The 24,641-nt window shown below is 72.0% G+C and carries 24 protein-coding genes, 1 pseudogene and 1 riboswitch; of the genes and pseudogenes, 11 read left to right on the forward strand and 14 right to left on the reverse strand.

Annotated elements, in window-relative coordinates:
• Nucleotides 1-230: 230 nt before the first annotated feature.
• On the forward strand, nucleotides 231-542 hold the full coding sequence (locus ABZ707_RS00145; protein ID WP_360165189.1) for a hypothetical protein: 312 nt from the start codon (nucleotides 231-233) through the stop codon (nucleotides 540-542).
• Here ABZ707_RS00145 and moaA read toward each other — a convergent pair.
• The 3 genes from moaA to ABZ707_RS00160 all read right to left on the reverse strand — a co-directional run bounded on the left by moaA (nucleotide 525) and on the right by ABZ707_RS00160 (nucleotide 3,681).
• A complete protein-coding gene (gene moaA / locus ABZ707_RS00150; RefSeq protein ID WP_360165192.1) occupies nucleotides 525-1,514 on the reverse strand; it encodes a GTP 3',8-cyclase MoaA in 990 nt (329 codons plus the stop codon). The genes ABZ707_RS00145 and moaA overlap by 18 nt on opposite strands.
• A 149-nt stretch (nucleotides 1,515-1,663) precedes the next feature.
• Entirely contained in the window at nucleotides 1,664-3,295 is a 1,632-nt protein-coding gene (locus ABZ707_RS00155) for a cation acetate symporter (RefSeq protein WP_360165195.1), read from the reverse strand.
• Nucleotides 3,292-3,681: a DUF485 domain-containing protein gene (locus tag ABZ707_RS00160; RefSeq protein WP_360165198.1), complete on the reverse strand. Its 390-nt coding sequence runs from the start codon at nucleotides 3,679-3,681 to the stop codon at nucleotides 3,292-3,294. Before ABZ707_RS00160 ends, ABZ707_RS00155 begins: the two co-directional genes overlap by 4 nt.
• A gap of 238 nt (nucleotides 3,682-3,919) precedes the next feature.
• On the opposite strand from ABZ707_RS00160, the gene ABZ707_RS00165 reads away from it, so the two are divergent.
• The 6 genes and pseudogenes from ABZ707_RS00165 to ABZ707_RS00190 all read left to right on the forward strand — a co-directional run bounded on the left by ABZ707_RS00165 (nucleotide 3,920) and on the right by ABZ707_RS00190 (nucleotide 10,454).
• Complete coding sequence (locus ABZ707_RS00165; protein WP_360165200.1) at nucleotides 3,920-5,452, forward strand: S8 family serine peptidase; 1,533 nt, start codon at nucleotides 3,920-3,922, stop codon at nucleotides 5,450-5,452.
• Between the two features lie 151 nt (nucleotides 5,453-5,603).
• Nucleotides 5,604-6,578, forward strand: a pseudogene (locus tag ABZ707_RS00170) (DEDDh family exonuclease); the annotation flags it as partial.
• A gap of 177 nt (nucleotides 6,579-6,755) precedes the next feature.
• On the forward strand, nucleotides 6,756-6,989 hold the full coding sequence (locus tag ABZ707_RS00175) for a hypothetical protein (RefSeq protein ID WP_319680265.1): 234 nt from the start codon (nucleotides 6,756-6,758) through the stop codon (nucleotides 6,987-6,989).
• A gap of 79 nt (nucleotides 6,990-7,068) precedes the next feature.
• Nucleotides 7,069-7,869 carry an SURF1 family protein gene (locus tag ABZ707_RS00180; protein ID WP_360165203.1) on the forward strand — a complete coding sequence of 267 codons (801 nt, stop codon included), beginning with the start codon at nucleotides 7,069-7,071 and terminating at the stop codon, nucleotides 7,867-7,869.
• 40 nt (nucleotides 7,870-7,909) lie between these two features.
• Complete coding sequence (locus tag ABZ707_RS00185; RefSeq protein WP_360165206.1) at nucleotides 7,910-9,694, forward strand: glycoside hydrolase family 15 protein; 1,785 nt, start codon at nucleotides 7,910-7,912, stop codon at nucleotides 9,692-9,694.
• Nucleotides 9,695-9,698: 4 nt separating this feature from the next.
• Complete coding sequence (locus tag ABZ707_RS00190; RefSeq protein ID WP_360165209.1) at nucleotides 9,699-10,454, forward strand: SDR family oxidoreductase; 756 nt, start codon at nucleotides 9,699-9,701, stop codon at nucleotides 10,452-10,454.
• Between the two features lie 56 nt (nucleotides 10,455-10,510).
• Here ABZ707_RS00190 and amaP read toward each other — a convergent pair whose 3' ends face one another.
• The 11 genes from amaP to ABZ707_RS00245 form a co-directional block, all read right to left on the reverse strand.
• Nucleotides 10,511-11,089 (reverse strand): alkaline shock response membrane anchor protein AmaP, encoded by a 579-nt coding sequence (gene amaP / locus ABZ707_RS00195; RefSeq protein ID WP_360165212.1) that lies wholly within the window; start codon nucleotides 11,087-11,089, stop codon nucleotides 10,511-10,513.
• Between the two features lie 4 nt (nucleotides 11,090-11,093).
• Nucleotides 11,094-11,768, reverse strand: coding sequence for a DUF6286 domain-containing protein (locus ABZ707_RS00200; RefSeq protein WP_360165215.1), 675 nt, complete (start codon nucleotides 11,766-11,768; stop codon nucleotides 11,094-11,096).
• Nucleotides 11,765-12,097: an Asp23/Gls24 family envelope stress response protein gene (locus ABZ707_RS00205; RefSeq protein WP_360166889.1), complete on the reverse strand. Its 333-nt coding sequence runs from the start codon at nucleotides 12,095-12,097 to the stop codon at nucleotides 11,765-11,767. Before ABZ707_RS00205 ends, ABZ707_RS00200 begins: the two co-directional genes overlap by 4 nt.
• A 21-nt stretch (nucleotides 12,098-12,118) precedes the next feature.
• A complete protein-coding gene (locus ABZ707_RS00210) occupies nucleotides 12,119-12,310 on the reverse strand; it encodes a hypothetical protein (protein ID WP_360165218.1) in 192 nt (63 codons plus the stop codon).
• Nucleotides 12,311-12,349: 39 nt separating this feature from the next.
• Nucleotides 12,350-12,844, reverse strand: a complete 495-nt coding sequence (locus tag ABZ707_RS00215) for an Asp23/Gls24 family envelope stress response protein (RefSeq protein ID WP_360165221.1) — start codon at nucleotides 12,842-12,844, stop codon at nucleotides 12,350-12,352.
• 249 nt (nucleotides 12,845-13,093) lie between these two features.
• On the reverse strand, nucleotides 13,094-13,885 hold the full coding sequence (locus ABZ707_RS00220) for an enoyl-CoA hydratase/isomerase family protein (protein ID WP_360165224.1): 792 nt from the start codon (nucleotides 13,883-13,885) through the stop codon (nucleotides 13,094-13,096).
• 126 nt (nucleotides 13,886-14,011) lie between these two features.
• Entirely contained in the window at nucleotides 14,012-14,233 is a 222-nt protein-coding gene (locus ABZ707_RS00225) for a helix-turn-helix domain-containing protein (protein WP_030753304.1), read from the reverse strand.
• A 380-nt stretch (nucleotides 14,234-14,613) separates the two neighbouring features.
• Complete coding sequence (locus ABZ707_RS00230) at nucleotides 14,614-16,212, reverse strand: ABC-F family ATP-binding cassette domain-containing protein (protein WP_360165227.1); 1,599 nt, start codon at nucleotides 16,210-16,212, stop codon at nucleotides 14,614-14,616.
• Between the two features lie 240 nt (nucleotides 16,213-16,452).
• On the reverse strand, nucleotides 16,453-17,751 hold the full coding sequence (locus tag ABZ707_RS00235; RefSeq protein ID WP_360165230.1) for a hypothetical protein: 1,299 nt from the start codon (nucleotides 17,749-17,751) through the stop codon (nucleotides 16,453-16,455).
• 320 nt (nucleotides 17,752-18,071) lie between these two features.
• Nucleotides 18,072-19,199 (reverse strand): hypothetical protein, encoded by a 1,128-nt coding sequence (locus ABZ707_RS00240; protein ID WP_360165233.1) that lies wholly within the window; start codon nucleotides 19,197-19,199, stop codon nucleotides 18,072-18,074.
• 102 nt (nucleotides 19,200-19,301) lie between these two features.
• Nucleotides 19,302-19,991, reverse strand: a complete 690-nt coding sequence (locus ABZ707_RS00245) for a class II aldolase/adducin family protein (RefSeq protein WP_360165236.1) — start codon at nucleotides 19,989-19,991, stop codon at nucleotides 19,302-19,304.
• 173 nt (nucleotides 19,992-20,164) lie between these two features.
• On the opposite strand from ABZ707_RS00245, the gene ABZ707_RS00250 reads away from it, so the two are divergent.
• The 4 genes from ABZ707_RS00250 (at nucleotide 20,165) to ABZ707_RS00265 (ending at nucleotide 24,641) form a co-directional block, all read left to right on the forward strand.
• Complete coding sequence (locus tag ABZ707_RS00250) at nucleotides 20,165-21,400, forward strand: inorganic phosphate transporter (protein ID WP_360165239.1); 1,236 nt, start codon at nucleotides 20,165-20,167, stop codon at nucleotides 21,398-21,400.
• A gap of 114 nt (nucleotides 21,401-21,514) precedes the next feature.
• Nucleotides 21,515-21,739 carry a hypothetical protein gene (locus ABZ707_RS00255; protein ID WP_360165242.1) on the forward strand — a complete coding sequence of 75 codons (225 nt, stop codon included), beginning with the start codon at nucleotides 21,515-21,517 and terminating at the stop codon, nucleotides 21,737-21,739.
• 148 nt (nucleotides 21,740-21,887) lie between these two features.
• Nucleotides 21,888-22,021, forward strand: a riboswitch (cobalamin riboswitch).
• 35 nt (nucleotides 22,022-22,056) lie between these two features.
• Nucleotides 22,057-23,061, forward strand: a complete 1,005-nt coding sequence (locus ABZ707_RS00260; protein ID WP_360165245.1) for a cobalamin biosynthesis protein — start codon at nucleotides 22,057-22,059, stop codon at nucleotides 23,059-23,061.
• Nucleotides 23,058-24,641 (forward strand): cobyric acid synthase, encoded by a 1,584-nt coding sequence (locus tag ABZ707_RS00265; protein ID WP_360165248.1) that lies wholly within the window; start codon nucleotides 23,058-23,060, stop codon nucleotides 24,639-24,641. Before ABZ707_RS00260 ends, ABZ707_RS00265 begins: the two co-directional genes overlap by 4 nt.

Genomic DNA, 24,641 nt, shown 5'->3' on the forward strand with positions numbered 1-24,641 from the left:
TCTCGGGCGGTCCGCCGAGCTCAGTAAAAGCTCAGATCAATCGTGAAGTTCCGGTGCACCGCACCCCGTCGCGCGTGACATACTTTGCAGGCGCTCCGCATCCCCCGTCGGAGCGACGGACCGACGCCGGGCAGCTCCCCCCGTGGCTGCTCGGCGTCGCCCTTTTGGCCCATCGGACCGCCGCCGCACACCGCCGGTCACGCCACCCGGACAGGGCCTAAGGTGGCCGGGTGAACTCCCCCGATTCCGCCGATACCGACGGCCCGTTCCCGGGCGGCCTCTTCTTCGCCGGCCGACCGGCCGGCGGCTCCCCGCCCGACGGCTCCGCGCCCGTCTGCTCCGCGAAGGGCTGCCGCACCGCCGCCGTTTGGGTCCTCGCCTGGAACAACCCCAAGCTGCACACGCCCGAACGCCGCAAGACCTGGCTGGCCTGCGACGAACACCGCGAGCATCTCAGCTCGTTCCTCGGTGTGCGCGGCTTTCTCAAGGACGTGGTGACGCTGGAGGAGTGGCAGCGGCACGACTCAGCCGCCGATGGCTGACATCGGCCGGTCGGGCTGGAGGAAGGCCGGGTCGTCCAGACCGGAACCGGCCTTCTTGCCCCACATCGCCAGCTTCCAGATCGTGGCGATCTCCTCGTCGGGCGCGTCGGAGCGCAGCGCGGCCCGCAGGTCCGTCTCCTCCCGCGCGAACAGACAGGTGCGCACCTGTCCGTCGGCGGTGAGCCGGGTGCGGTCGCAGGCGTGGCAGAACGGACGGGTGACGGAGGCGATCACCCCGACGCGGTGCGGACCGCCGTCCACCAGCCAGCGCTCGGCGGGCGCCGAGCCGCGGGCCGAGTCGCCCTCCGGGGTCAGCGTGAAGCGGGTACGGAGCGAGGCCAGAATCTCACCGGCTGTGATCATGCCGTCCCGCTTCCAGCCGTGCTGTGCGTCCAGCGGCATCTGCTCGATGAACCGCAGCTCATAGCCGTTTTCGACGGCCCAGGCCAGCAGGTCGGGAGCCTCGTCCCCGTTCAGGCCGGGCATCAGGACGGTGTTGACCTTGACCGGCGTCAGTCCGGCCTCGCGGGCCGCGTGCAGGCCGTCGATCACATCCGCGTGCCGGTCGCGCCGGGTGAGGGCCTTGAAGACATCGGGCCGCAGGGTGTCGAGCGAGACATTGACCCGGTCCAGGCCCGCGGCTTTCAGCGCCGCGGCCGTGCGCTTCAGTCCCAGGCCATTGGTGGTGACGGACATCCTGGGCCGGGGCCGCAGGGCCGCGCACCGCTCGACGATCCCGACGAGGCCCGGCCTGATCAGCGGTTCACCGCCGGTGAAACGGACTTCGGTGATGCCCAGGCGGGTCACGGCGATACGGACGAGGCGCACGATCTCGTCGTCGCTCAGCAGATCGGACTTGGTGAGCCATTGCAGGCCCTCCTCCGGCATGCAGTACGTGCACCGCAGGTTGCACCGGTCCGTGAGTGACACGCGCAGGTCGGTGGCCACGCGGCCATAGGTGTCGATGAGCACTGTGGGCCCCCTCCCTGTGATCGGTCACGACACTGTCGAGCCTACGTCAGACCTCCGACAACGACAGGGGCGTCCGCGGCATCGAGCGGCGCGGCCGCGTCGTAGGACTCTACGACGCGGCCGCGGAAAACGCTCTGCTGCGGAGCCGGTCAGTGTGCCCCGGTGCCGGTGAGGGACTTGACCTCCAGCTCGGCGTACTTGCCCTTGTCCGGCTCCTCCTTGGACAGCAGGGTGCCCAGCCAGCCGAGCAGGAAGCCCAGCGGGATCGAGATCAGACCCGGGTTCTCCAGCGGGAAGAAGTGGAAGTCGACGTCCGGGAACATCGAGGTGGGCTTCCCCGAGACGACCGGCGAGAAGAGCACCAGCAGCACGGACGAGGCGAGGCCGCCGTAGATCGACCACAGGGCGCCCTGGGTGGTGAACCTCTTCCAGAACAGGCTGTACAGCAGCGTCGGCAGATTGGCCGAGGCGGCGACGGCGAAGGCGAGCGCGACCAGTCCCGCCACATTCAGGTCGCGGGCGAGCGCGCCGAGCGCGATGGAGACGACGCCGATGGCGACGGTCGCCCAGCGTGCCGCGCGGACCTCCTCCTTCTCCGTGGCCTGTCCCTTGCGGATGACATTGGCGTAGATGTCGTGCGCGAACGACGAGGACGACGCCAGGGTCAGCCCCGCGACCACCGCGAGGATGGTGGCGAAGGCGACCGCGGAGATCACCGCGAGCAGGATCGCGCCTCCGGTCGAACCGGCGCCGCCGCCGATCTCCAGCGCCGCCAGTGGCGCGGCCGTGTTGCCCGCCTTGTTGGAGGCGATGATGTCGCCGGGCTTGAGCAGCGCCGCGGCGCCGAAGCCGAGCACGATGGTCATCAGGTAGAAGGCGCCGATGATGCCGATGGCCCAGATCACCGACTTGCGGGCGGCCTTGGCGGTCGGCACGGTGTAGAAGCGGATCAGGATGTGCGGCAGCCCGGCCGTACCGAGGACCAGCGCGATGCCGAGCGAGATGAAGTCCAGCTTCGAGGTCTCGGTGGCGCCGTACTTGAGGCCGGGTTCGAGGAAGGCCGCGCCCTTGCCGCTGTTGCTCGCCGCCGTGCCCAGCAGGTCGGAGAGGTTGAATTGGAACTTCAGCAGGATCAGGAAGGTGATCAGCAGCGTCCCCGCGATCAGCAGGACGGCCTTGACCATCTGGACCCAGGTGGTGCCCTTCATCCCGCCGATGGTGACGTACACGATCATCAGCAGGCCGACCAGAGCGACGATCGCGATCTTCCCGGCGTCGCTGGTGATGCCGAGCAGCAGCGACACCAGCACACCGGCTCCGGCCATCTGCGCCAGCAGATAGAAGATCGAGACGACGATGGTGGAGGCACCGGCGGCGGTACGGACCGGGCGCTGGCGCATGCGGTACGCGAGGACGTCGCCCATCGTGTACCGGCCGGAGTTGCGCAGCGGTTCGGCGACGAGCAGCAGCGCCACCAGCCAGGCCACCAGGAAGCCGATGGAGTAGAGGAAGCCGTCGTATCCGAAGAGGGCGATGGCGCCGGCGATGCCGAGGAAGGACGCGGCGGACATGTAGTCGCCGGAGACCGCGAGGCCGTTCTGGAAACCGGTGAACTGCCTGCCGCCGGCGTAGAAGTCGGACGCGTTCCTGGTCTGGCGGCCGGCCCAGACGGTGATGACCAGCGTGGCCACGACGAAGAGGGCGAAGAGCGTGATGATCAGCGGCCGGTGCTCGCTGGCGTCCGAGGCGGCGGCGAGCTGAAGCTGGACCGGGTGGCTCATGCGTCCGCCTCCATACGGGACTTGATGATGTCGGCCTTCGGGTCGAGCCTGCGGGACGCGTGCCGCGCGTAGAACCAGGCGATGAGGAAGGTGGTGAGGAACTGCGCGAGGCCCAGGACGAGGGCGACGTTGATGTTGCCGAAGAGCTTGGTGCCCATGAAGTCGCCCGCGTAGTTGGACAGCAGGACGTACAGCAGGTACCAGGCGATGAAGACGACGGTCAGCGGGAAGGCGAAGGAGCGGTACGTACGGCGCAGTTCGCCGAATTCCGTGCTCTCCTGCACCTCGACGAACTGGGCCGTCGTGGGCTGGGCGGTCGGGGCCGCCGTGTTCTGGGCGGGGCTGCTTGCCGTACCGCCCTCGGGCGGCGGTGCATCGGTAGCCACGGAATCTCCTCGTGACGCGGGTGCGATGGGGTCTGACAAGGGGGACCTCCTACCGGAGTCGGGATGATGCTCGTCCCCCTGACAACGGCACGGGAGGCACGGCGAAGCGGTTCAACATCAGCCTTTTCTTCTGGAATTGATTGATGAGTAACGACAGTCAGCGATAACTTCCCTCGTCATGTACCCGTCTGCGCGCAGCGTGCGCGGGGACGGCTCTCACGGATGATGTGGAGAACCCATGGCTCAGCTGAGATCCAGACGGCGGCGCGCACTCGCCCTGCCCGTAGGTCTGGCGCTCACCGCTTCGCTCGGCTTCCTGCCGGCGGGTACGGCTACAGCCGTCCAGGCCGACAGCGTCGCCACCACGGTCGCCACCGACGGCCCCAAGCTCTCGTACGTCGTCAACACTCATGGCGGACGCTCCACCGTCTCGTCGGTCAAGAAGGCCATCAACCGTGCCGGCGGCACGGTGGTGACCTCCTACGACCAGATAGGCGTCATCGTCGTCACCTCGCAGAACCCCGGCTTCGCCCAGAGCGTCCGCAATGTCAGGGGTGTCGACTCGGCCGGTGCGACCCGCACCGCGCCGCTGCCCGCGCAGTCCACGACGGACATCGGCGCGCCGCAGACCCTCACGGCGGAGCAGATCACCGCCGCGAAGGCGGACAGGTCCGTGGGCCAGGATCCGCTGGAGGCCCTTCAGTGGGACCTGCCCGCCATCAAGGCGGACAAGGCGCACCAGAAGACCCTCGGCAGCCGGAACGTCACGGTCGCCGTCATCGACACCGGCGTCGACGACACGCATCCGGACATCGCGCCGAACTTCGACCGCAGGGCATCGGTCAACTGCGTGGGCGGCAAGCCCGACACGACGGACGGCGCCTGGCGGCCGAGCGCCGCGGAGAGCCCGCACGGCACGCATGTCGCGGGTGAGATCGCGGCGGCGAAGAACGGCATCGGCATCACCGGTGTCGCGCCGGGCGTGAAGGTGGCCGGCATCAAGGTCTCCACGACGGCCGGCTTCTTCTACACCGAGGCCGTCGTCTGCGGCTTCGTGTGGGCCGCCGAGCACGGCGTGGATGTCACCAACAACAGCTACTACACCGACCCGTGGTACTTCAACTGCAAGAGCGACCCGGACCAGAAGGCCCTGGTCGAGGCGCTCACCCGCGCCACGCGGTACGCCGAGAGCAAGGGCACGGTCAATGTGGCCGCGGCGGGCAACGAGAACTACGACCTCGCGTCCGACTCGATCGTCGACCCGAGCAGCCCGAACGACACCACCCCGGGCGACCGTGAGATCGACCCGTCCAAGTGCCTCGACATCCCGACCCAGTTGCCGGGTGTGGTGACCGTCGCCTCCACCGGTGCCAAGGGCCTGAAGTCGTCGTTCTCCAACTACGGTCTCGGCATCATCGACATCGCCGCCCCGGGCGGCGACTCGACCGTCTACCAGACGCCGGCCCCGCCGGCGACCAGTGGCCTGATCCTGGGCCCGCTGCCGGGCGGCTCGTGGGGGTACATGGCCGGTACGTCGATGGCCTCTCCGCATGTCGCGGGTGTGGCCGCGCTGTTGAAGTCCACGCACCCGTACGCCTCGGCGGGGACCATCAAGGCGCTGCTGACGGCGCAGGCCGACGATGTCGCCTGCCCGGCGCCGTACGACATCGACGGTGACGGCGAGGTTGACGCCGTCTGTGAGGGCGGCAAGCGCCACAACGGCTTCTACGGAGCGGGTGTGGCCGACGCTCTGGACGCGGTGCGCAGGTAAGCGGTCCCGTGTGTGCGCGGGCCGTCCCCCCGGGGGCGGCCCGCGTTCGCGTGCTCCGCACGGGCCCTGACGGAGCGCCCGCTCACACGCCGCCGGTGGCGTCCCGGGGCGGGCCGGGGGACGGGGCTGTCAGTCGCGGCCCGTATTCTCTGTGACCATGCTCGACGACCAGACGACTGCGACGACATGGCCGGCCGCCTACCCCCAGGGGTACGCGGTCGTCGACGTGGAGACCACCGGGCTCGCCCGCGACGACCGGATAGTGTCCGCCGCCGTCTACCGCCTGGACGCCCGGGGCAATGTCGAGGACCACTGGTACACCCTGGTCAATCCGGAGCGCGATCCGGGTCCCGTGTGGATCCACGGGCTGACGAGCGATGTGCTGGAGAGTGCCCCGCTCTTCCCGGACGTCGCGGGAGAGCTGGCCGAGCGGCTCGACGGCCGGGTGCTCGTCGCGCACAACGCGGTCTTCGACTGGTCGATGATCGCCCGGGAGTACGCCCGCGCGGAGCGGGCGGCGCCCACCCGGCAGCGGCTGTGCACCATCGCGCTCTCCAAGGAGCTGCGGCTGCCGCTGCCCAATCACAAGCTGGAGTCGCTCGCGGCGCACTTCGGTGTCGTCCAGCAGCGCGCGCACCACGCGCTCGACGACGCGCGGGTGCTGGCGGAGGCCTTCCGCCCGAGTCTGCACGCGGCGGCCAGGGACGGCGTCCGGCTGCCGCTGCTCGAATGTCTGCCGCTCACCGAGTGGTCGGACGCCCCGGCGCGGCCCAGGGCCGGTTATCAGCCCGCCTTCCGGGGGACGAGCTGGCGGCCCTCGCGCAGGCGCCCGGCCTGCCCGTACCCGAATCCCGGCCGGTATGTGCCGGGCGGGCCGCTGGTGCAGGGCATGCGGGTGGCGTTCTCCGGCGACACCTCCGTCGACCGTGAGCTGCTGGAGGACCGGGCCGTGGAGGCCGGGCTGCATGTGGCGACGAGCCTGTCGCGGCTGACCAGTCTGCTGGTGACCAATGACCCGGACGCGGCGACGTCCAAGACGGTCAAGGCCGCGTCGTTCGGCACGCCCGTGGTCGACGAGGGCGCCTTCACCCAGCTCCTGCGGGACGTGGCACCGGCGGGCGGGTCCGCTCCGGTCCCGGCCCCCGCACCGCCGCCCGCGGAGACTCCGCTGCCGTTGCCCCTGCCCGTTCCGCTGCCGCCGGGTACCTCGCTGCCCGGCCCCCGCCCGGCAGACGAGTGATTGGCGCGCGACTCGCCAGCGGCCCCCTCGCGCACCGGCGCCCGGCGTCCCACCCTGTGGCGCATGGCACGTTGCGAGGTCTGCGGAAACGACTACGGGATGTCTTTCGAGGTGCACGCGCAGGGCGCGGTGCATGTCTTCGACTGTTTCTCCTGCGCCATCCACCGTATGGCGCCCATCTGTGAACACTGCCGGGTCCAGATCATCGGCCAGGGGGTCGAGGCCGAGAGCCACTGGTACTGCGGCGCCCACTGCGCCCGCGCCGCCGGCAGGACGGGCGTCGTCGACCGGGTCTGAGGCCGGGCGGACGGGACACCCCCGCCGTCCGCCCGGTCCCGCCGTCCGGCGGCCGGCACCGGCCGGGTACCGTCGAAGCGTGTACCGCTTCCTGTTGTCCCGGCAGTGGGTGATCCTCACCCTCCTCGCCCTCGCCCTCATCCCCGCGATGATCGAGCTGGGCTTCTGGCAGCTTCACCGGCACGAACACAAAGTCGCCCAGAACGCCCTGATCTCGGACAACCTCCGGGCCGAACCGGTCCCGGTGACGGAACTGACCTCCCCCGGGCACACCGTCCCCCGCGCCGACTACTGGCGGCGGGTCACCGCCACCGGCCGGTTCGACCCCGCGCACGAGGTCGTCGTGCGCCGCCGGACCTCCCGTGACGACCAGGTCGGCTACCACGTCCTGATCCCGCTCGTCCTGAAGGACGGCCGCGCGGTCATCGTCAACCGCGGCTGGATCCCCGCCCCGGGCGACCAGCGGGCCTTCCCCGACATCCCGCCCCCTCCCCGCGGCGAGGTCACCATCACCGGCCGGCTGAAGGCCGACGAGACCTCGGCGGCCAGCGGGATCAAGGACGTGCGGGACCTGCCGCCCCGCCAGGTCATGCTGATCAGCAGCGGGCAGCAGCACGCGTACCTGGGCCGCACCGTGCTCGGCGGCTATGTGGAGCAGACCTCGCCCGTGCCGGCCGGCGGGAGCCCGGAGCAGATCCAGGATCCCGACGACAGCTCGATCGGCCCCCATATGGCCTACGCCGTCCAGTGGTGGCTGTTCGCCGCCGGAGTGCCCGTCGGCTGGGTGATTCTCGTACGCCGTGAGAAGCGCGACCGGGAAGCGGCCGCGAGGCAGGGGATCCCCGCACCGGAATCCGAGCCCGCGAGCGCGGCCGTCTGACCACTGCTTAGCCTGCGCGCGGCGCGGGAACAGGGGTGGCGTGACCCAACGTATCGAGGACTACGCGCTCATCGGCGATCTGCAGACCGCCGCCCTGGTCGGCATGGACGGTTCGATCGACTGGCTGTGCCTGCCGCGTTTCGACTCGGCGGCCTGCTTCGCCGCGCTGCTCGGCGACGAGGACAACGGCCACTGGCGGATCGCGCCCACGGGCGCGGGCGACTGCACCCGGCGCGGCTACCTGGGTGACTCGCTGGTGCTGGAATCCGTGTGGGAGACCCCGACGGGCGTGGTGAAAGTCATCGACTTCATGCCGCAGCGCGATGTGGCGCCCGATGTGGTGCGGATCGTGGAGGGAGTCAGCGGCTCCGTCGAGATGGACTCCACCATGAAGCTGCGCTTCGACTTCGGTTCCGTGGTGCCCTGGGTGCGCCGCTCGGACGGGCACCGGGTGGCGGTGGCGGGCCCCGACTCCGTGTGGCTGCGCAGCGAACCCCCGGTCAAGACCTGGGGCCAGCGCTTCAGTACGCGTTCCTCGTTCACCGTCGGCGCGGGCGAGAAGGTGGCGTTCGTCCTCACCTGGCATCCCTCGCACGAGCCGCGTCCGGCGCTCGTGGACCCGTACGAGTCACTGGAGCACAGCCTGGAGGACTGGGAGACCTGGGCCGCGCAGTGCGGGTACGAAGGCCCGTACCGCGCCGCCGTCATGCGCTCCCTCATCACGCTCAAGGGGCTCACCTACGGGCCGACCGGCGGCATCGTGGCGGCGCCCACCACCTCCCTGCCGGAGGATCCGGGCGGCGTACGGAACTGGGACTACCGCTACTGCTGGCTCCGCGACTCGACCCTGGTGCTCGGCGCCCTGCTGTCGGTCGGCTATCTGGACGAGGCCGCGGCCTGGCGCGACTGGCTGCTGCGCGCGGTCGCCGGGGACCCGGCGGACCTGCAGATCATGTACGGGCTCGCCGGTGAGCGGCGGCTGCCGGAGAGCGAGCTGCCCTGGCTGAGCGGTTACGAGGGGTCCGCGCCCGTCCGTATCGGCAACAACGCCGTCGACCAGCTCCAGCTCGACGTCTACGGCGAGGTCATAGACTCCTTCCATGTCGCGCGGATGGCGGGGCTCTCGCCGAAGCCGCACGCCTGGAGTCTTCAGCTCGCCCTGCTGGACTTCCTGGAGTCGAAGTGGCGGGAACCGGACGAGGGCCTCTGGGAGGTCCGCGGGCCGCGCCGGCACTTCGTCCACTCCAAGGTGATGGCCTGGGTCGCCGCCGACCGGGCCGTACGCGCGCTGGAGGCCGATCACTCGCTCAGCGGCGATGTGAAGCGGTGGCGGACGATGCGCGACGAGGTGCACCGGGAGGTGTGCGAGAAGGGGTACGACCCGGAGCGGAACACCTTCACCCAGTCGTACGGCTCCACGGAACTGGACGCGGCGACGCTCCTCATCCCCCGGGTCGGCTTTCTGCCGCCGGACGATCCGCGGGTCGTCGGCACGGTCGACGCGGTGCGGGCGGAGTTGGGTCAGAGCGGCCTCGTCCGCCGCTACAGCACGACGGGTCCCGCGATCGACGGCCTGCCCGGTGACGAGGGGACGTTCCTGGTCTGCTCGTTCTGGCTGGCCGACGCCCTTCATATGACGGGGCGGACCGAGGAGGCCAGGGAGCTCTTCGAGCGGCTGCTCTCGCTGCGCAATGACGTCGGGCTGCTCTCCGAGGAGTACGACCCGGTGGCCGGACGCCAACTCGGCAACTACCCACAGGCGTTCAGCCACATCGGACTGGTGGTGACAGCCCTTACCCTGGCGGGGAGGGGCACGGCAGGATAGGTCCATGGATCTTGGACTGAGGAACCGCGTCTATGTCGTCACCGGCGCGTCGCGGGGGCTGGGCCGTGCCGCCGCGGAGGCACTCGCGGCCGAGGGCGCGAAGGTGGTCATCTCCGGACGCGACGAGCGCGGCGTCACGGAGGCGGCCGGCGCGATCGGTTCCGGCGTTCACGGGCTCGCCGCCGACAACGCCGACCCGGCCACCCCGCAGCGCCTCATCGGCGCGGCCCGAGAGCGGTTCGGCGGCTTCGACGGCATCCTGATCAGCGTCGGCGGCCCGGCACCGGGCTTCGCCGCGGACACCACGGACAAGCAGTGGCAGACGGCGTTCGAGTCCGTCTTCCTGGGAGCGCTACGGCTGGCGCGCGCGGCGGCGGAGGAGTTGGGTGAGGGCGGTGTCATCGGCTTCGTCCTCTCGGGATCGGTGCACGAACCGATCGCGGGCCTGACCATCTCCAACGGTCTGCGGCCGGGGCTGGCCGGCTTCGCGAAGTCCCTCGCGAACGAACTCGGCCCGCGCGGCATCCGGGTCGTCGGCCTCCTGCCGTCCCGGATCGACACGGACCGGGTGCGCGAACTCGACGCCCTGTCGGGCGACGCGGCGGCGGCGAAGGCGAAAAACGAGTCGCGCATACCGCTGCGCCGCTACGGCACCCCGGAGGAGTTCGGCGGCACGGCGGCGTTCCTGCTCTCCCCCGCCGCGTCCTATCTGACCGGCCTGATGCTGCCGGTGGACGGCGGCGCGCGGCACGGTTTCTAGGGCGCGGGCGTGTGGCGGCGCTGCGGGCTGCCCGTGCCCCGGCCGGGAACCGGCCGTCAGGTCACCCGCTCCGCGCGGTGCTTCGCCGCACGGAGCCGGACCTGGGCCGGCAACGCCTTCAGGTTCGCCGAGTCACGGGCATGGGTGAGCGCCTCGCGGGCGAGCCGCCTCAGCGCCTCACCGGGCGCCGCGTGAGGGTCCAGGAGCATCCGCAGGCGCACCGACGGAGCGCCTCGGCGGCCCGTCAGCCTGACCCTCGCGCGGGCCACCCCGTCCATCGACTCGGCCTCGCTCGCCAGCACGTGCTCCAGCGCGTGGCCGCGCAGCAGCGCCCCTTCGCCGTCGCCCGTGTCGACCAGGACCTCCGCCAGCCGGGACCGCCGGAACTGGGCCAGCAGCCACCACAGCGCCAGCACGACCACGACCGCCAGGGCGGCGATGACGGCGGGCCACCACCAGCCGTCCCCGCGCCACCGCAGGCGGTTCACCCGGCTCAGCAGCACATCGTGCGGTCCGCCGTACGGCCACCAGGACGGCACCGGCCATCCCACCCCCTGCGCGAGCACCAAACCGCCCGCACAGAGCAGTACCAGGCCGATCAGGGCCAGCAGTACGCGGTTGACCACCCTGATCACACCGTCACCTCTTCTTCGTGGGCCTGCGGACTCGCACCGACAGGGCGGGCGGGCTGGCGAGGCCCAGTTCCCTGATGCCGGCGCCCAGCACGTCGCGCAAGTCCGCGCGTACGTCGTCGAGTTCCCGGAAGTGGGACTGGGCACGCGCCTTCACCCGGGAGCGGCCCACCCGCACCCGAGCCGACTGCACCCCGGAGACCTCCATGGCGCGGTCGCGCAGCACCAGCGCGGCGGCGTCCCGGTCGAGTCCGGCACGGACCTCTCCGAAGTCCCGCCGCATGGGCAGCACTCCGCGCAGTCCGGGGGTGAGCGCGAGCGCGACCAGCCACACCCCGAGGGCCATCGCGACGGCCGCGGCCACCAGCACCCAGGTCTGGTCGAGCGGCTGCCGGGCCAGTTCGCCGGCGAGCTCGCGGCGCCAGGCCATGGCGGGATGGCCGGCCCGCACGGCCGCGATGTCGTACAGCAGCAGCGCGGCGGCGCCGAGAACGACCAGGGCGACCAGGGCGGCGGGGATCCGGCGGGAGGACCAGAAGCGTCCGGCCCTGCCGCCCGCGCCGTCGTCCGCCGGCGGCTCCGGCTCGTACCGGGTGGCGGAGCTCGACGGGTCCAGCTCCAGTACGCCGCCCCGCTCGTCTTCCCTCTCCTGGCCGGTGCCCCCGGCCACGGGTTCGCTCATCGGATTCTCCCCTGTGCCGCGCCGCGCGAATGGACGGAGTGCAGCTCTTCGACCCGCACTACCACTTCGGGCACCTCCATGCCCGCCAGCGCGTGTACCCGCAGGGCCACTTGGTGACGCACGGCACGGCACAGGCCGCCGATGTCGGAGGGATAGTCCAGTTCGATGCCCACCCGCACATGCGCGGTGTCACGGTGCACCGTCACGCTGGCGTGCGGCGCGGCCCCTCCCTCCGGCAGTACGCCGAGCGCTTCCCGCGCGGCCTGCGCGGCGATCTTCGCGACGACGCGGTCGGCGATGGTGGTCGCCCCGCGCTCGCCGGCCGCCATCCGGTCACCGGCCACGCGAGGTCACCGCCGCCGGTCGTCGCGTTCGCGACTGCGGAAGAAGTAGCCGGGCTCCAGATCGCCGTCCAGGAACCTCCCGGCCATGAACCCGACCGCACCCAGCGCGGCCACCAGCACAAAGGCTCCGAAGCCGCCGAAATAGCCGGCGAATCCGAGCGCCATACCGGCCAACAGGCCGACCACAGCCATGCTCATCGTGCGCTCCTCTTCCGCTCCTCCGCGTTTCCCGGACCGCTACTGGAGCCGTGTCTCCGGTCCTTCGTCATCGTCCTCGTCGGGCAGCTTCACATCGCTGACCGCGATATTGACCTCGACGACCTCAAGTCCCGTCATCCGCTCGACCGCGGAGATGACGTTCTCGCGTACGGCGACGGCGACATCGGTGATCGAGACTCCGTAGTCGACGACGATCTCCAGATCGAGCGCCGTCTGTACCTCTCCCACCTCGGCCTTCACGCCTCGGCTGACGGACGCCTTGCCGCCGCCGGGAACACGGTCACGCACGGCGCCGAACGTCCGGGACATCCCGCTTCCCATGGCGTGTACACCGAGCACGTCCCGGGCCGCGAGGCCGGCGATCTTCTCCACCACGCCGTCGGCGATGGTGGTACGGCCGCGGGATCCGGGAGGGCCACCGCCACGCCTGGTGGCGGAGGGCCTTCTCCCCTCCTCGCCCGACGGCTCCCGGCCGGAGGACGTGGCCTGGTTGCGGGGCACGCTGTCTGACATCGCCATTCATCCCTTTCCGCGCGGAGATGGGCTCTGTCGCTCACATTAAGGCCGCTCGTCCGGTCCCGCGCCGTGGATACGGCGGGCCCGCGCGACGGCCGGCCGGGGCCGCCGGTGGCCGGGACGGATCAGCGGTCGACGGCGCCCCCCGACACGCGGCGGAATCCGCGGAGCGCGCTGGACCAGTGGAGCTACCGGCGCGCCCCCGGGCGCCGGGCGGCGCGGCCGTACGGCGGGAAGCTGCGGAGGTCAGTCGGCGAGGCCGGCGAGATCGCGCAGCCGGCGGGCCTGTGCGGCGCGCTCGGCGGCGCGCTGGGCCTCGAAGGAGCGGCCGGACGCGCCCTGGAGCAGCGCCTTGGTCTCGATCACCGCGTCTCGCGGTGCGGCCAGCAGCGCGCCCGTCAAGTCCTTGACGGCGTCGTCGAGTTCGCCGGGCGCCACCACCAGGTTGGCGAGGCCGGTCCGTTCGGCCTCCTCGGCCTCGACAAAGCGGCCCGTGGCGCAGATCTCCAGCGCACGCGCGTAACCGACGAGCCCCACCAGCGGGTGGGTGCCGGTGAGGTCGGGGACCAGGCCGAGGCTGGTCTCGCGCATGGCGAACCGCACATCCGTGGCGACGATCCGGAGATCGCACGCGAGAGCGAGCTGGAAGCCGGCTCCGATCGCGTGCCCCTGAACGGCCGCGATCGATACCACGTCCGTACGCCGCAGCCAGGTGAAGCCCTCCTGGTATCCGGCGATGGCCGCGTCGAGGTCCGCGTCAGAGCCCCGCGCGAGATCCAGAAATGACGGCTCGCCGTCGAAACCCTCGGGGGTGAACGCCTGCCGGTCGAGCCCCGCGGAGAAGGACAAGCCCTCACCGCGCAGCACCACGACCCGCACACTGCCCGGCAACGCCCTTCCGGCCTCTGCCAATGCCCGCCACAGAGCGGGAGACTGGGCATTGCGTTTGGCCGGATTGGTGAGAGTCACCGTGGCGAGCGCGTCCTCGACGGTGAGCCGTACGCCGTCCTTGTCGAGTACGGATTCGAGCGAAGTCATGGGGCGCCTCCGGTTCGGGCAGTCAGGCATCGAGCCAAGTGACTGCACAGTAACCACCTGGGCGATCATGGGATCGACCGGGTGGCCACCATCCGAACCGGTGGCCGGAGGAGTCGTGCTCGGTCGTCAGGCCGAAGCGGCCTTCTTGCCTCGCGTCGCTCCGCCACGTCCCCGCAGCGTGACTCCGGACTCACTGAGCATCCGGTGAACGAATCCGTAGGAACGGCCGGTCTCTTCGGCCAGCGCCCGGATGCTCGCACCGTTGTCGTACTTCTTCTTCAGGTCTGCCGCGAGCTTGTCACGCGCGGCGCCGGTTACCCGGCTGCCCTTCTTCAGAGTCTCGGCCACCCGTGCCTCCTCATGGGAAGTGCGCTCTGGACTTCTCATGATCACCCCTCACGGGCGTCCTGGCCACCCATTCGGCAAGGTCCGTGGGAGCGGCTTTGGCCGCTTTCCGGGTCCGGATACGGGTGGAGTTACCTATTCCGGCGACACCCGCCTGAGAACGGGGACGCAGGTATGGGGGAAGTGCCAGGTCAGCGGCGTGCGGACGGGTTCGCGGGGGTCAAGGCCGGGACGGTCGGGTCCGTCGCGCGGCGCGCCGCAGTACGAGACGCACTCACACAGATGAAGGATCACTGCTGAGCCGAATGATCCATACGGAGTGGATCACGTGAGTGGATCACGTCTCTGGATCATGAGACGGCCAGGCCGGGGCGGCCCGGCTGTCAGGCGAGCGCGACCAGGTCCGCGTAGTCCGCGCCCCAGAGATCCTCGACCCCGTCGGGCAGCAGGATGATCCGCTCCGGCTCCAGCGCGTGGACGGCGCCCTCGTCGTGGGTGACCAGGATGACCGCTCCCTTGTACGTACGGAGCGCGCCGAGGATCTCCTCACGGCTGGCCGGGTCGAGGTTGTTGGTCGGCTCGTCCAGCAGCAGCACATTGGCGGAGGAGACGACCAGGGTCGCCAGCGCGAGCCGGGTCTTCTCACCGCCGGAGAGCACCCCGGCGGGCTTGTCGACGTCGTCTCCGGAGAACAGGAAGGAACCGAGCGTCTTGCGGACGTCGACGAGGTCCAGGTCCGGCGCGGAGGAGCGCATGTTCTCCAGGACGGAGCGCTCCGGGTCCAGCGTCTCGTGCTCCTGGGCGTAGTAGCCGAGCTTGAGGCCGTGGCCCGGGGTCACCTGCCCGGTGTCGGGCTTCTCGACCCCGGCCAGCAGCCGCAGCAGCGTGGTCTTGCCCGCGCCGTTGAGGCCGAGGATCACCACCCGGGAGCCCTTGTCGATGGCCAGATCGACATCGGTGAAGATCTCCAGGGAGCCGTACGACTTCGACAGGCCCTCCGCCGTCAGCGGCGTCTTGCCGCAGGGGGCGGGCTCGGGGAAGCGCAGCTTGGCGACCTTGTCGGACTGGCGCACGGCTTCGAGGCCGGACAGCAGCCGCTCGGCGCGGCGGGCCATGTTCTGCGCGGCGACGGTCTTGGTGGCCTTGGCGCGCATCTTGTCGGCCTGGGAGTTCAGGGTGGCGGCCTTCTTCTCCGCGTTGGCCCGCTCGCGCTTGCGGCGCTTCTCGTCGGCCTCGCGCTGCTGCTGGTAGAGCTTCCAGCCCATGTTGTAGACGTCGATGTGGGAGCGGTTGGCGTCCAGGTAGAAGACCTTGTTGACGACCGTCTCGACCAGGTCGACATCGTGGGAGATCACGATGAAGCCGCCGCGGTACGTCTTGAGGTAGTCGCGCAGCCAGACGATGGAGTCCGCGTCGAGGTGGTTCGTGGGCTCGTCGAGCAGCAGGGTGTCGGCGTCGGAGAAGAGGATGCGCGCCAGCTCCACCCGGCGGCGCTGGCCGCCGGAGAGCGTGTGCAGGGGCTGGCCGAGCACCCGGTCGGGCAGTCCGAGCGCGGCGGCGATGGTGGCGGCCTCGGCCTCGGCGGCGTAGCCGCCCTTGGTGAGGAACTCCGTCTCCAGCCGCTCGTACTTCTTCATCGCCTTCTCGCGGGTGGCGCCCTTGCCGTTCGCCATCCGCTCCTCGTTCTCGCGCATCTTCCGCAGCACGGAGTCGAGGTCGCGGGCGGAGAGGATGCGGTCGCGCGCGAGGACGTCGAGGTCGCCGGTGCGAGGGTCCTGCGGCAGATAGCCGACCTCGCCGGAGCGGGTGATGGTGCCGGCGGCGGGGATGCCCTCGCCCGCGAGGCACTTGGTGAGGGTGGTCTTGCCGGCTCCGTTGCGGCCGACCAGACCGATGCGGTCGCCCTTGGCGATGCGGAACGAGGCGGACTCGATGAGGACGCGGGCTCCGGCGCGCAGCTCGACGCCGGTTGCGGTGATCACGGAAAGACTCCAGGGCGGTATGGACGGCGGAAGAGGGCTGGCGGAGGAGATTCTTCGACGCCGGCTAATGCACAAGGAGAAATGCCATACGGGCCAGTCTAGCCGGGCCGCGCAACTGCTCCCCGGCCCGGTACCCGGGTCCGCGCCACCGCGGACCCGGCCGGAGAGATCATGCCCGTCCATGGGCCCGGCACCGCCGCGGCGCGGGCCCGGAGGAAGCACGGGGATTCCGGTGGCGGGTCAGGAGCCTCCGGTGTGCACCTGGAAGGCCGCCCGGCGCACGGCCTTGGCGAGGGCGGGATCCGGGTGCGCGGCGGCCAGGGCGACCAGCACCTGGACGGTGCGCGGATGGCCCACGGCTCTTATCTCGTCGAGCAGTGCGGGGACATTGCCCTGGACCGCGGAATCCAGATGACGGACCAGCAGATCGCTCTCCCCGTGGTCGGCGACGGCCGCGGCGGTGTCCACCCAGAGCCAGGTCGACTCCTCACGGGTGAGGACGTCGGCGGCGTCCTCGGGGTCGGCGCCCTCGTACTCGGCCAGCCAGAGCAGGGCGTAGGGGCGCAGCGAGCTGTCGTCCGCCGCCGACCGCACGCCGGCCTCGGCGGGCGCGCCGACGACCCGCAGCGCCTCGAAGGCGAGACCGCGCAGCAGGGCGTCCTCGCCGCGGGCGACGGCGAGCAGCTCGGTGACAGCGCTGCCGACGGTGCGGGCGGCGAGCCAGGCGCGGTATTCGGCGCGGGCGGGCCCGGGGGTGAGCCGGGCGCAGCCGCGGAGCATGTCCTGGGCGGACTGCTCGATATTGCCGGCGGGGCTCTGGGCCGCGACACAGATCTGCTCCAGCTTGACCCAGACCGCCCAGTTCCCGAGCGGGGTGAGGGTCGCCTGGCCCTCGCCGAGGGTCAGCGCGCCGACGGCGGCGAGGCCCTCCAGGGCCCACTGGAGCAGCGGAGGCAGGAGGGCGTCCGCCGGTGGCTCCTGGGCGGCGGGCTCGGCCCCCGGCGCGTACGGGACCTCGCAGCGCTCCTCGTGGAGTTCCGCGACGCGCTGCCGCAGCAGATCGAGCAGGGCCGGTACGAGCACGGGGCCGGCCGAGAGCTGGAGGAGCGAGAGCACCTGGGGGACGGCTTCGACGACTTCGGCGACCGTGGCGGGGGCGACATCGGCGGGGGCCGGGTGGACGAGCGACCAGGCGTCGAAGAGCGCGACCCAGCCGCGCTGGACGGCGCTGTCGTCGCGGTCCCATGCCTGGAGCCGCCAGCCGGGACGTACGGTGCCGCCGTGCAGCTCGACGAGGCCCGCCAGCCGGGCGCGGTCCCAGCTCGCGCGCACCTGGTCCGGTGTCAGCTCCAGTGCGGCGGCGGCCCGTTCCTGTGCGGCCTCGGTGAGTGGACCCGCGCCCGGGTCCCGGTCGACGGCCGCCCAGCGGGCGATCCGCACGGCATCGGCGAGGACCTCCCTCGCCTGGCGGGCCAGTTCCGCGGGGGGCGGAGTGCCCTCGGGCGGCCGGGGTGCCGGCCTGCCGCGTCCATCGGTCACGGCCCGACGGGCCGTGGCCAACGACCTCGGGCGGACGAGTCGGAGTCTGGAGTTGCGCGCCAATTGCTCATCAGGCTTTCGGGACGTCACGGGAGCAGTCTTCCCGGTGACCGCCCGAAAGCCCAAACGGAATCTGTTCCGTCGCTCCGGGGCGGCCGGAAGGGCTCCTCCGGCGGAGGCGGGGCGCCGGCGGAGCCGGGCGGGAAAAGTCCTGCTGGGCGGCGTGCGGACGGCTTGAGGACCGGTCGGGACGGGGCGGGCCCGGGGCCGGCGGAGGACCTGGCGGATCGCGAGGCGGAGGACGGGGTCCGGGCCGGGCGCTACAGCAGCGGGGTGAGGAAACGGCGCAGCGCCTCCTCGTATCCCGCCGGATCGGCGTTCCACATCGCGGCGTGCGGCGCGTGCGCGACGGTGTGGAGACTGATCAGGTCGGGGCGGCCGGCGGCGAGCTCGCGGGAGGCGTCCCAGGAGGCGAGGGCGTCGTCCGGGCCGTGGCAGATCAGCGTCGGAACATGCAGGGTGCGGGTGTCGGTGGCCCGACGCAGCAGGTCCCCGCGGAGCCCCGTCCTGCCCTGGGCCGCCCTGACCGCGAGCGGCAGCAGCGGTCCGGGGACGCGGCGGGCGGTGGCGAGCGCCCGCACGGTGGCCTCCCGGTCCAGCACCGGCGAGTCGAGCACCAGCCCGGAGATCCGTTCGGTGAGCGTGGAGTCGACGACGGCGTGCAGGGCCATCGTCGCGCCGATGGACCAGCCGATCAGGATCACGCGGTCGGCGCCGTAACGGACGGCGTAGCGGATCGCCGCGTCGAGGTCGCGCCACTCGGACTCGCCGAGGTGGCCGAGACCGTCGGGGGACCGGGGCGCGCCCGGGTCGCCCCGGTAGGCCAGGTCGAGCACCGGGAGTTCCAGTTCCGCCAGGAAACCCATGATGTTCAGGGGGTGCTCGCGGGTGGTGCCCAGCCCGTGGGTGGTGATCACCCAGGTCTCGCGCTGTCCCGGGACGAACCACGCGGGCAGGGCACCGAGTTCGCCGGCGACCTCCACGTCCTTGTGGTCGAGGTCGAGCGCGGTGGTCGGGTCGCCGCTGTGCGCCTGGGGGGTGAGGCGGACCCTGGTGCCCTTGGCGAGGCTGCCGCGGGTGACGCTCTCCAGCCTGCGGACGACGGTGTCGGCGGCGTGCGGCACGCCCTCCAGGACGGGCCCGACGACCGCGTGGACGCCGGCCCCCTCAAGTCCGTAGGTGCCGGGGCGCAGCGAGGCGAGGCAGCGGGTCAGGGTGACCTGTCCGGCGGCCGTGGCGTGCACGGTGAGGCGGGGGTCGCCGGGCAGGGGCCGCCCCGGCGACACCTTGAGCGCGGCGTCGCCCGCGTACCGGCCGACGGCGACCGCAGCCGCGCCGACCCCGATCAGTGTGGAGACGGCCGCTGCCGTCGCTGTAGCCGGGCGCACAGGTCCAGTGTCGTCATGCCCGCCCGCCTCGGCCAGTGGGCGTCGTCCGTCGGTGGGCGAGGCCCGGGCCCGTGGGCGCCCAGGGGCCGGCCGCGCGGGTGCTCAGCGGTTTTGGCCGTAGCCCTTGAACTTCTCCCCGGCCTCGCGTACCTGCGCCGGTGACAGCAGCGCCGGGGTGTGGCCCGGCACGGCAGCGGCGGCCAGCCAGAGTCGGGACATCCATTCCAGTTGGGCCGTGTCGTCGTACGCCTTGTCAAGAGTGTGGCCGTAGACGACGGTGCCGTGGTTCTGGAGCAGGCAGGCCGTGCGGTCGCGCAGGGCGTCCAGCATGCCGGCGGCCAGTTGGTCGGTGCCGTACAGCGCGTACGGCGCGACCCGGACGGAGCCGCCGAAGGCCGCCGCCATGTAGTGGATCGGGGGCAGTTCGGGGACGAGCGTGGAGACCGCGGTGGCGTGCACCGCGTGGGTGTGGACCACGGCGGCGGCCGGGGTGTTCCGGTAGACGGCCAGGTGCAGCGGGAGTTCGCTGGTGGGGACGAGATCGCCGAGCACCTGCCGGCCGTCGAGATCGACGGCGACGGTGTCCCCGGCCGTCAGCCGGTCGTACGGCACACCGCTCGGGGTGACCAAGATCAGTTCGCCGACCCGCGCCGACACATTGCCCGAGGTGCCGACGACGAGTCCCTCGGCCGCCGTCCTGCGGGCCGTGGCCACAAGATCCCGCCATGCGCGGGCGACGTCGTCCGGCCGCTGATCGCCCGCCGTCGCGTCCTGCCGCTGATGCCCGGTCATGCGGTGATCCTGTCAGGCGGGGCGGGTCGCCGTCACGGCCGCCGGCCCCCGGTGCATACGGAGCAACATCTCCTCACACGAGGGCACCGCGAAGCCTTATCCAGTTCACCTTCCGTTCACTCTGATTCCATAAGTTCACCGCGGCCACCGACGTCAAACGATTGCCTGGGTAAATGGAACACATCACGCTGCTGCTCGCGATCGTGATCGTGACGGCTCTCGTGTTCGATTTCACGAACGGTTTCCACGACACCGCCAACGCGATGGCGACGACCATCTCGACCGGCGCACTGAAGCCCAAGATCGCGGTGGCCATGTCCGCCGTGCTGAATCTCGTCGGCGCGTTCCTGTCCGTGGAGGTCGCCAAGACCATCTCCGGCGGGCTCATCAACGAACAGGGCATCCAGACCGAAGTGATCTTCGCGGCGCTCGTCGGCGCCATCCTCTGGAATCTCTTCACCTGGCTGCTCGGTCTGCCGTCCAGCTCCTCCCACGCGCTCTTCGGCGGCCTGATCGGCGCCACACTGATGTCGGTCGGCACTTCGGGCGTCAACGGCGGTGTGGTCATCACCAAGGTCCTGATCCCCGCGCTCGCCGCACCCGTCGTGGCCGGCCTCGCTGCCCTGCTCGCCACCCGGCTGACCTATCTGATCGGCAGCCGTACGGACGAGAAGGCCACCGCCAAGGGCTACCGCGCCGGGCAGATCGCCTCCGCGGGGCTCGTCTCCCTCGCCCATGGCACCAATGACGCGCAGAAGACCATGGGTGTGATCACGCTCGCCCTGGTCACCGGTGGCGTCCTCGCCCCCGGGGCCAATCCGCCGCTGTGGGTCATCGTCTCCGCCGGCACCGCGATCGCGCTCGGCACGTATCTCGGTGGCTGGCGCATCATCCGCACCATGGGCACCGGCCTGACCGATCTCCGGCCACAGCAGGGCTTCGCCGCCCAGACCAGTGCGGCGACCGTCATCCTGGCCTCCTCCCACCTGGGCTTCTCGCTCTCCACGACCCAGTCCTGCTCGGGCGCCGTGATGGGCGCGGGCCTCGGCCGCAGGGGCGGCGTGGTCCGCTGGTCCACCGCCACCCGGATGTTCGTCGCCTGGGGCCTGACCCTGCCGTCCGCGGGACTGGTCGCCGCCGGAGCCGAGTTCCTGACCGGGCAGGGCGCCTGGGGCGTGACGGTGGTCGCCGTGCTGCTCGTCGCGGTCTCCGGGGCGATCTGGCTCGCCTCGCGGCGGCAGCCGGTCGACCACACGAATGTCACCGCCGCCGAGCCCGCGGACATCGTCACGGCCGCCCTGGCGACCGTCCCCCCGCCGCACACGACCGGTGTCGCGCCGGGCCTCTCGACCACCATCCCGTCCCCCGCGGTCGACGCCGGCGAGCCGGCGCGGACCGCCACGGTGTAGGGGGCGCGCGAATGGGCCGGGCGGTGTCGCCTTCCTCCGGCGCCCTGCCGGGCTTCCCCTCCCGGCCTGCTCATTCCTCCCCCACCCCTTCGGGCGACCTCTAAGGACAGCAACATGTACATCGACTGGATGGCGCTCGGCTCCGTGTTCGGGGTCAGCCTCGCGGCCACGATCGGACTCGTGGGCCTGTTCACCCTCGGCGTCGTGGGGCTCGCCAAGCGCCCGCCGGCGGCCTCCGGGGGTTCCGGCGGGGCGGCGGTGGCCCGTGCGGGCGCCTATGTCTGCTTCGCGCTCTGCGGGGCGGCCGTGGCCTACGGGATCCATCTGATCGTCGTCTGAGCGGCCGGGGGCTCCACCCCCACGCCCGCCGGTCCCCGCGCCCGGGTGCGCCGGGACCGGCTCCGTCGTGTCTCGGGGCGCGGGCGCGCCATGTGGGTCTCGGCACACTGTCCCGTCGCAGGTCAGCGATGAGTTGACGGGTGTTCGGGCAGCGTGGTGGACTGCCGGGGCCATTTACGGAGGCAGAAGAGGAAGCCGGTGCGAATCCGGCGCGGTCCCGCCACTGTCACTGGGAGCCCCGTCCCCCAGGAGCCAGGAACTCTCGCCGCCGCGACACGTCGAGCCGGGGCGCGGACCCTGAGTGAGGACACTTCTTCATGCCTGGCCGCGGTGCTGCCGCCGGACGGATCTTCGCGTACGGCGCGACCGCCGGCCTCCTGGGCGACCGGCTGTTCGGCGATCCGCGCCGCGGCCACCCGGTCGCCGCGTTCGGCCGGGCCGCCTCGGCCGTCGAGCGGGTCCTGTGGCGTGACCACCGCGGCTGGGGCGCGCTGCACACCGCGGTGTGCGTCGGCGGCGCCGCCGGTGCCGCGGCGCTCGCCGCCCGGGGCGTACGGGACCACCGCGCCGCCTCCGTGGCGCTGACCGCCGCCGCCACCTGGGCCGTCGTCGGCGGCACCTCGCTGGGACGGGAGGCGCGGGCCATCGGCGACGCGCTCGCCGCCGGGGACATCGGACTGGCCCGGGAGCGGCTGCCCCGGCTGTGCGGACGCGATCCGCAGGCACTGGACGGGCAGCAGATCGCGCGGGCCGTCGTGGAGTCCGTCGCCGAGAACACCTCGGACGCCGTGGTCGGCGCGCTGGTGTGGGGAGCGGTCGCGGGCGTGCCCGGTCTGGTGGGGTTCCGGGCGGTGAACACGCTGGACGCGATGGTGGGTCACAAGTCCGCCGTCCACCGCCGCTTCGGCTGGGCCTCGGCGCGCCTCGACGATGTCGTCGGCTGGCCCGGGGCCCGGCTGACCGCCGCGCTGGCCGTGCCGGCGGGCGGCGACCCGCGCGGGGCCGTGCGCGCGGCACGGCGCGACGCGGGGCGGCATCCGAGTCCCAACGCGGGCCCGGTGGAGGCGTCGTTCGCGGGGGCGCTGGGCGTACGTCTCGGCGGGACGCTCGCGTACGGCGGCCGGATCGAGCACCGGCCGGTGCTGAACGGCGAAGGGCGGCCCGTCGAGGTCGCGGACATCGAGCGGGCGGTGCGCCTGTCGCGCCGGGTGAGCACCCTGGCGCTGGCGGCCTGTGTCGCGGGCCGCCTCGGGTACGGCGCGATACGCCGGGCCGCCGCGTCCCGCGCGGGCGCGGCGGCTGCCGGAAAGGGACACGGATGAGCCGGAACAGGCTCGGTGGCGGGCTGCTGGTGGCCGGGACCACCTCGGACGCCGGGAAGAGCGTCGTCACGGCGGGGATCTGCCGGTGGCTGGCGCGCCGGGGGGTCAGGGTCGCGCCCTTCAAGGGGCAGAACATGTCGCTGAACTCGTTCGTGACCCGCGAAGGCGCGGAGATCGGCCGGGCGCAGGCGATGCAGGCGCAGGCGGCCCGGGTGGAGCCGACCGCCCTGATGAACCCCGTACTGCTGAAACCGGGCGGTGACCGCAGCAGCCAGGTGGTGCTGATGGGGCGTCCGGTCGGCGAGATGAGCGCCCGGGGGTTCTTCGGATCCGGCGGGCCGTCCGGCTCCGCCGCGTCGTCCGCCGGGGGCGGACGGGAAGCCCTGCTGGGCACGGTCCTTGAGTGCCTGGAAGAGCTGCGGCGCACCCATGACGCCGTGATCTGCGAGGGGGCGGGCAGTCCTGCCGAGATCAATCTGCGCCGTACCGACATCGTGAACATGGGCGTGGCGCGGGCCGCGCGGCTGCCGGTGGTCGTGGTCGGGGACATCGACCGCGGCGGGGTCTTCGCCTCGTTCTTCGGGACGACCGCGCTGCTGAGTCCGGAGGACCAGGCGCTGGTCGCCGGCTATCTCGTGAACAAGTTCCGCGGTGATGTGTCCCTGCTGGAACCGGGCCTGGAGATGCTGCGCGGCCTGACCGGGCGGGCCACGCTGGGTGTGCTGCCGTACCGGCACGGCCTGGGGATCGACGAGGAGGATGGGCTCCGGGTGTCCCTGCGGGGCGGCGCCCGCGAGTCCCGGGTGTCTCCCCCGTACGGCGAGGACGTGCTGCGGGTCGCGGTGCCCGCCGTACCCCTGATGTCCAACTTCACCGATGTGGACGCGCTCGCGGCGGAGCCGGGGGTCGTGGTGCGGTTCGTGGACCGGGCCGAGGAGCTGGCCGACGCCGATCTGGTGGTCCTGCCCGGCACCCGCGGCACGGTGCGGGCCCTGGCGTGGCTGCGTGAGCGCGGGCTGGCCGACGCGATCGTCCGGCGGGCCGCCGAGGGCCGTCCCGTGCTGGGGATCTGCGGTGGCTACCAGATCCTGGGCGAGCGCATAGACGACGAGGTCGAGTCGCGGGCGGGCAGTGTCGCGGGGCTCGGCCTGCTGCCCGTGCGAATCCGCTTCGACCGGGAGAAGACCCTGGCCAGGCCGTCGGGCCGGGCACTCGGCGAGGCCGTCGAGGGGTACGAGATCCATCACGGCGTCGCGGAGGTACTCGGCGGCGAGACGTTTGTCTCGGACGCGCGGGGGCGGCCACTGGACGGCTGCCGGTCGGGGGCCGTCCAGGGCACGCACTGGCACGGGGCGCTGGAGAGCGACGCGTTCCGGCGGCGCTTCCTGACCGAGGTCGCGCGGGCGGCGGGCCGGCGGTTCGTGCCGGCGCCCGACACCCGGTTCGGCGCGCTCCGCGAGGAACAGCTCGACCTGCTCGGCGATCTCGTCGAGGAGCACGCGGACACGGACGCGCTGCTGCGGCTGATCGAGGAGGGGGCGCCTGCGGGGCTGCCCTTCGTCCCGCCGGGAGCGCCGTGA

It is taken from the genome of Streptomyces sp. NPDC006923, from assembly GCF_040635655.1.
Classification (GTDB): Bacteria; Actinomycetota; Actinomycetes; order Streptomycetales; family Streptomycetaceae; genus Streptomyces.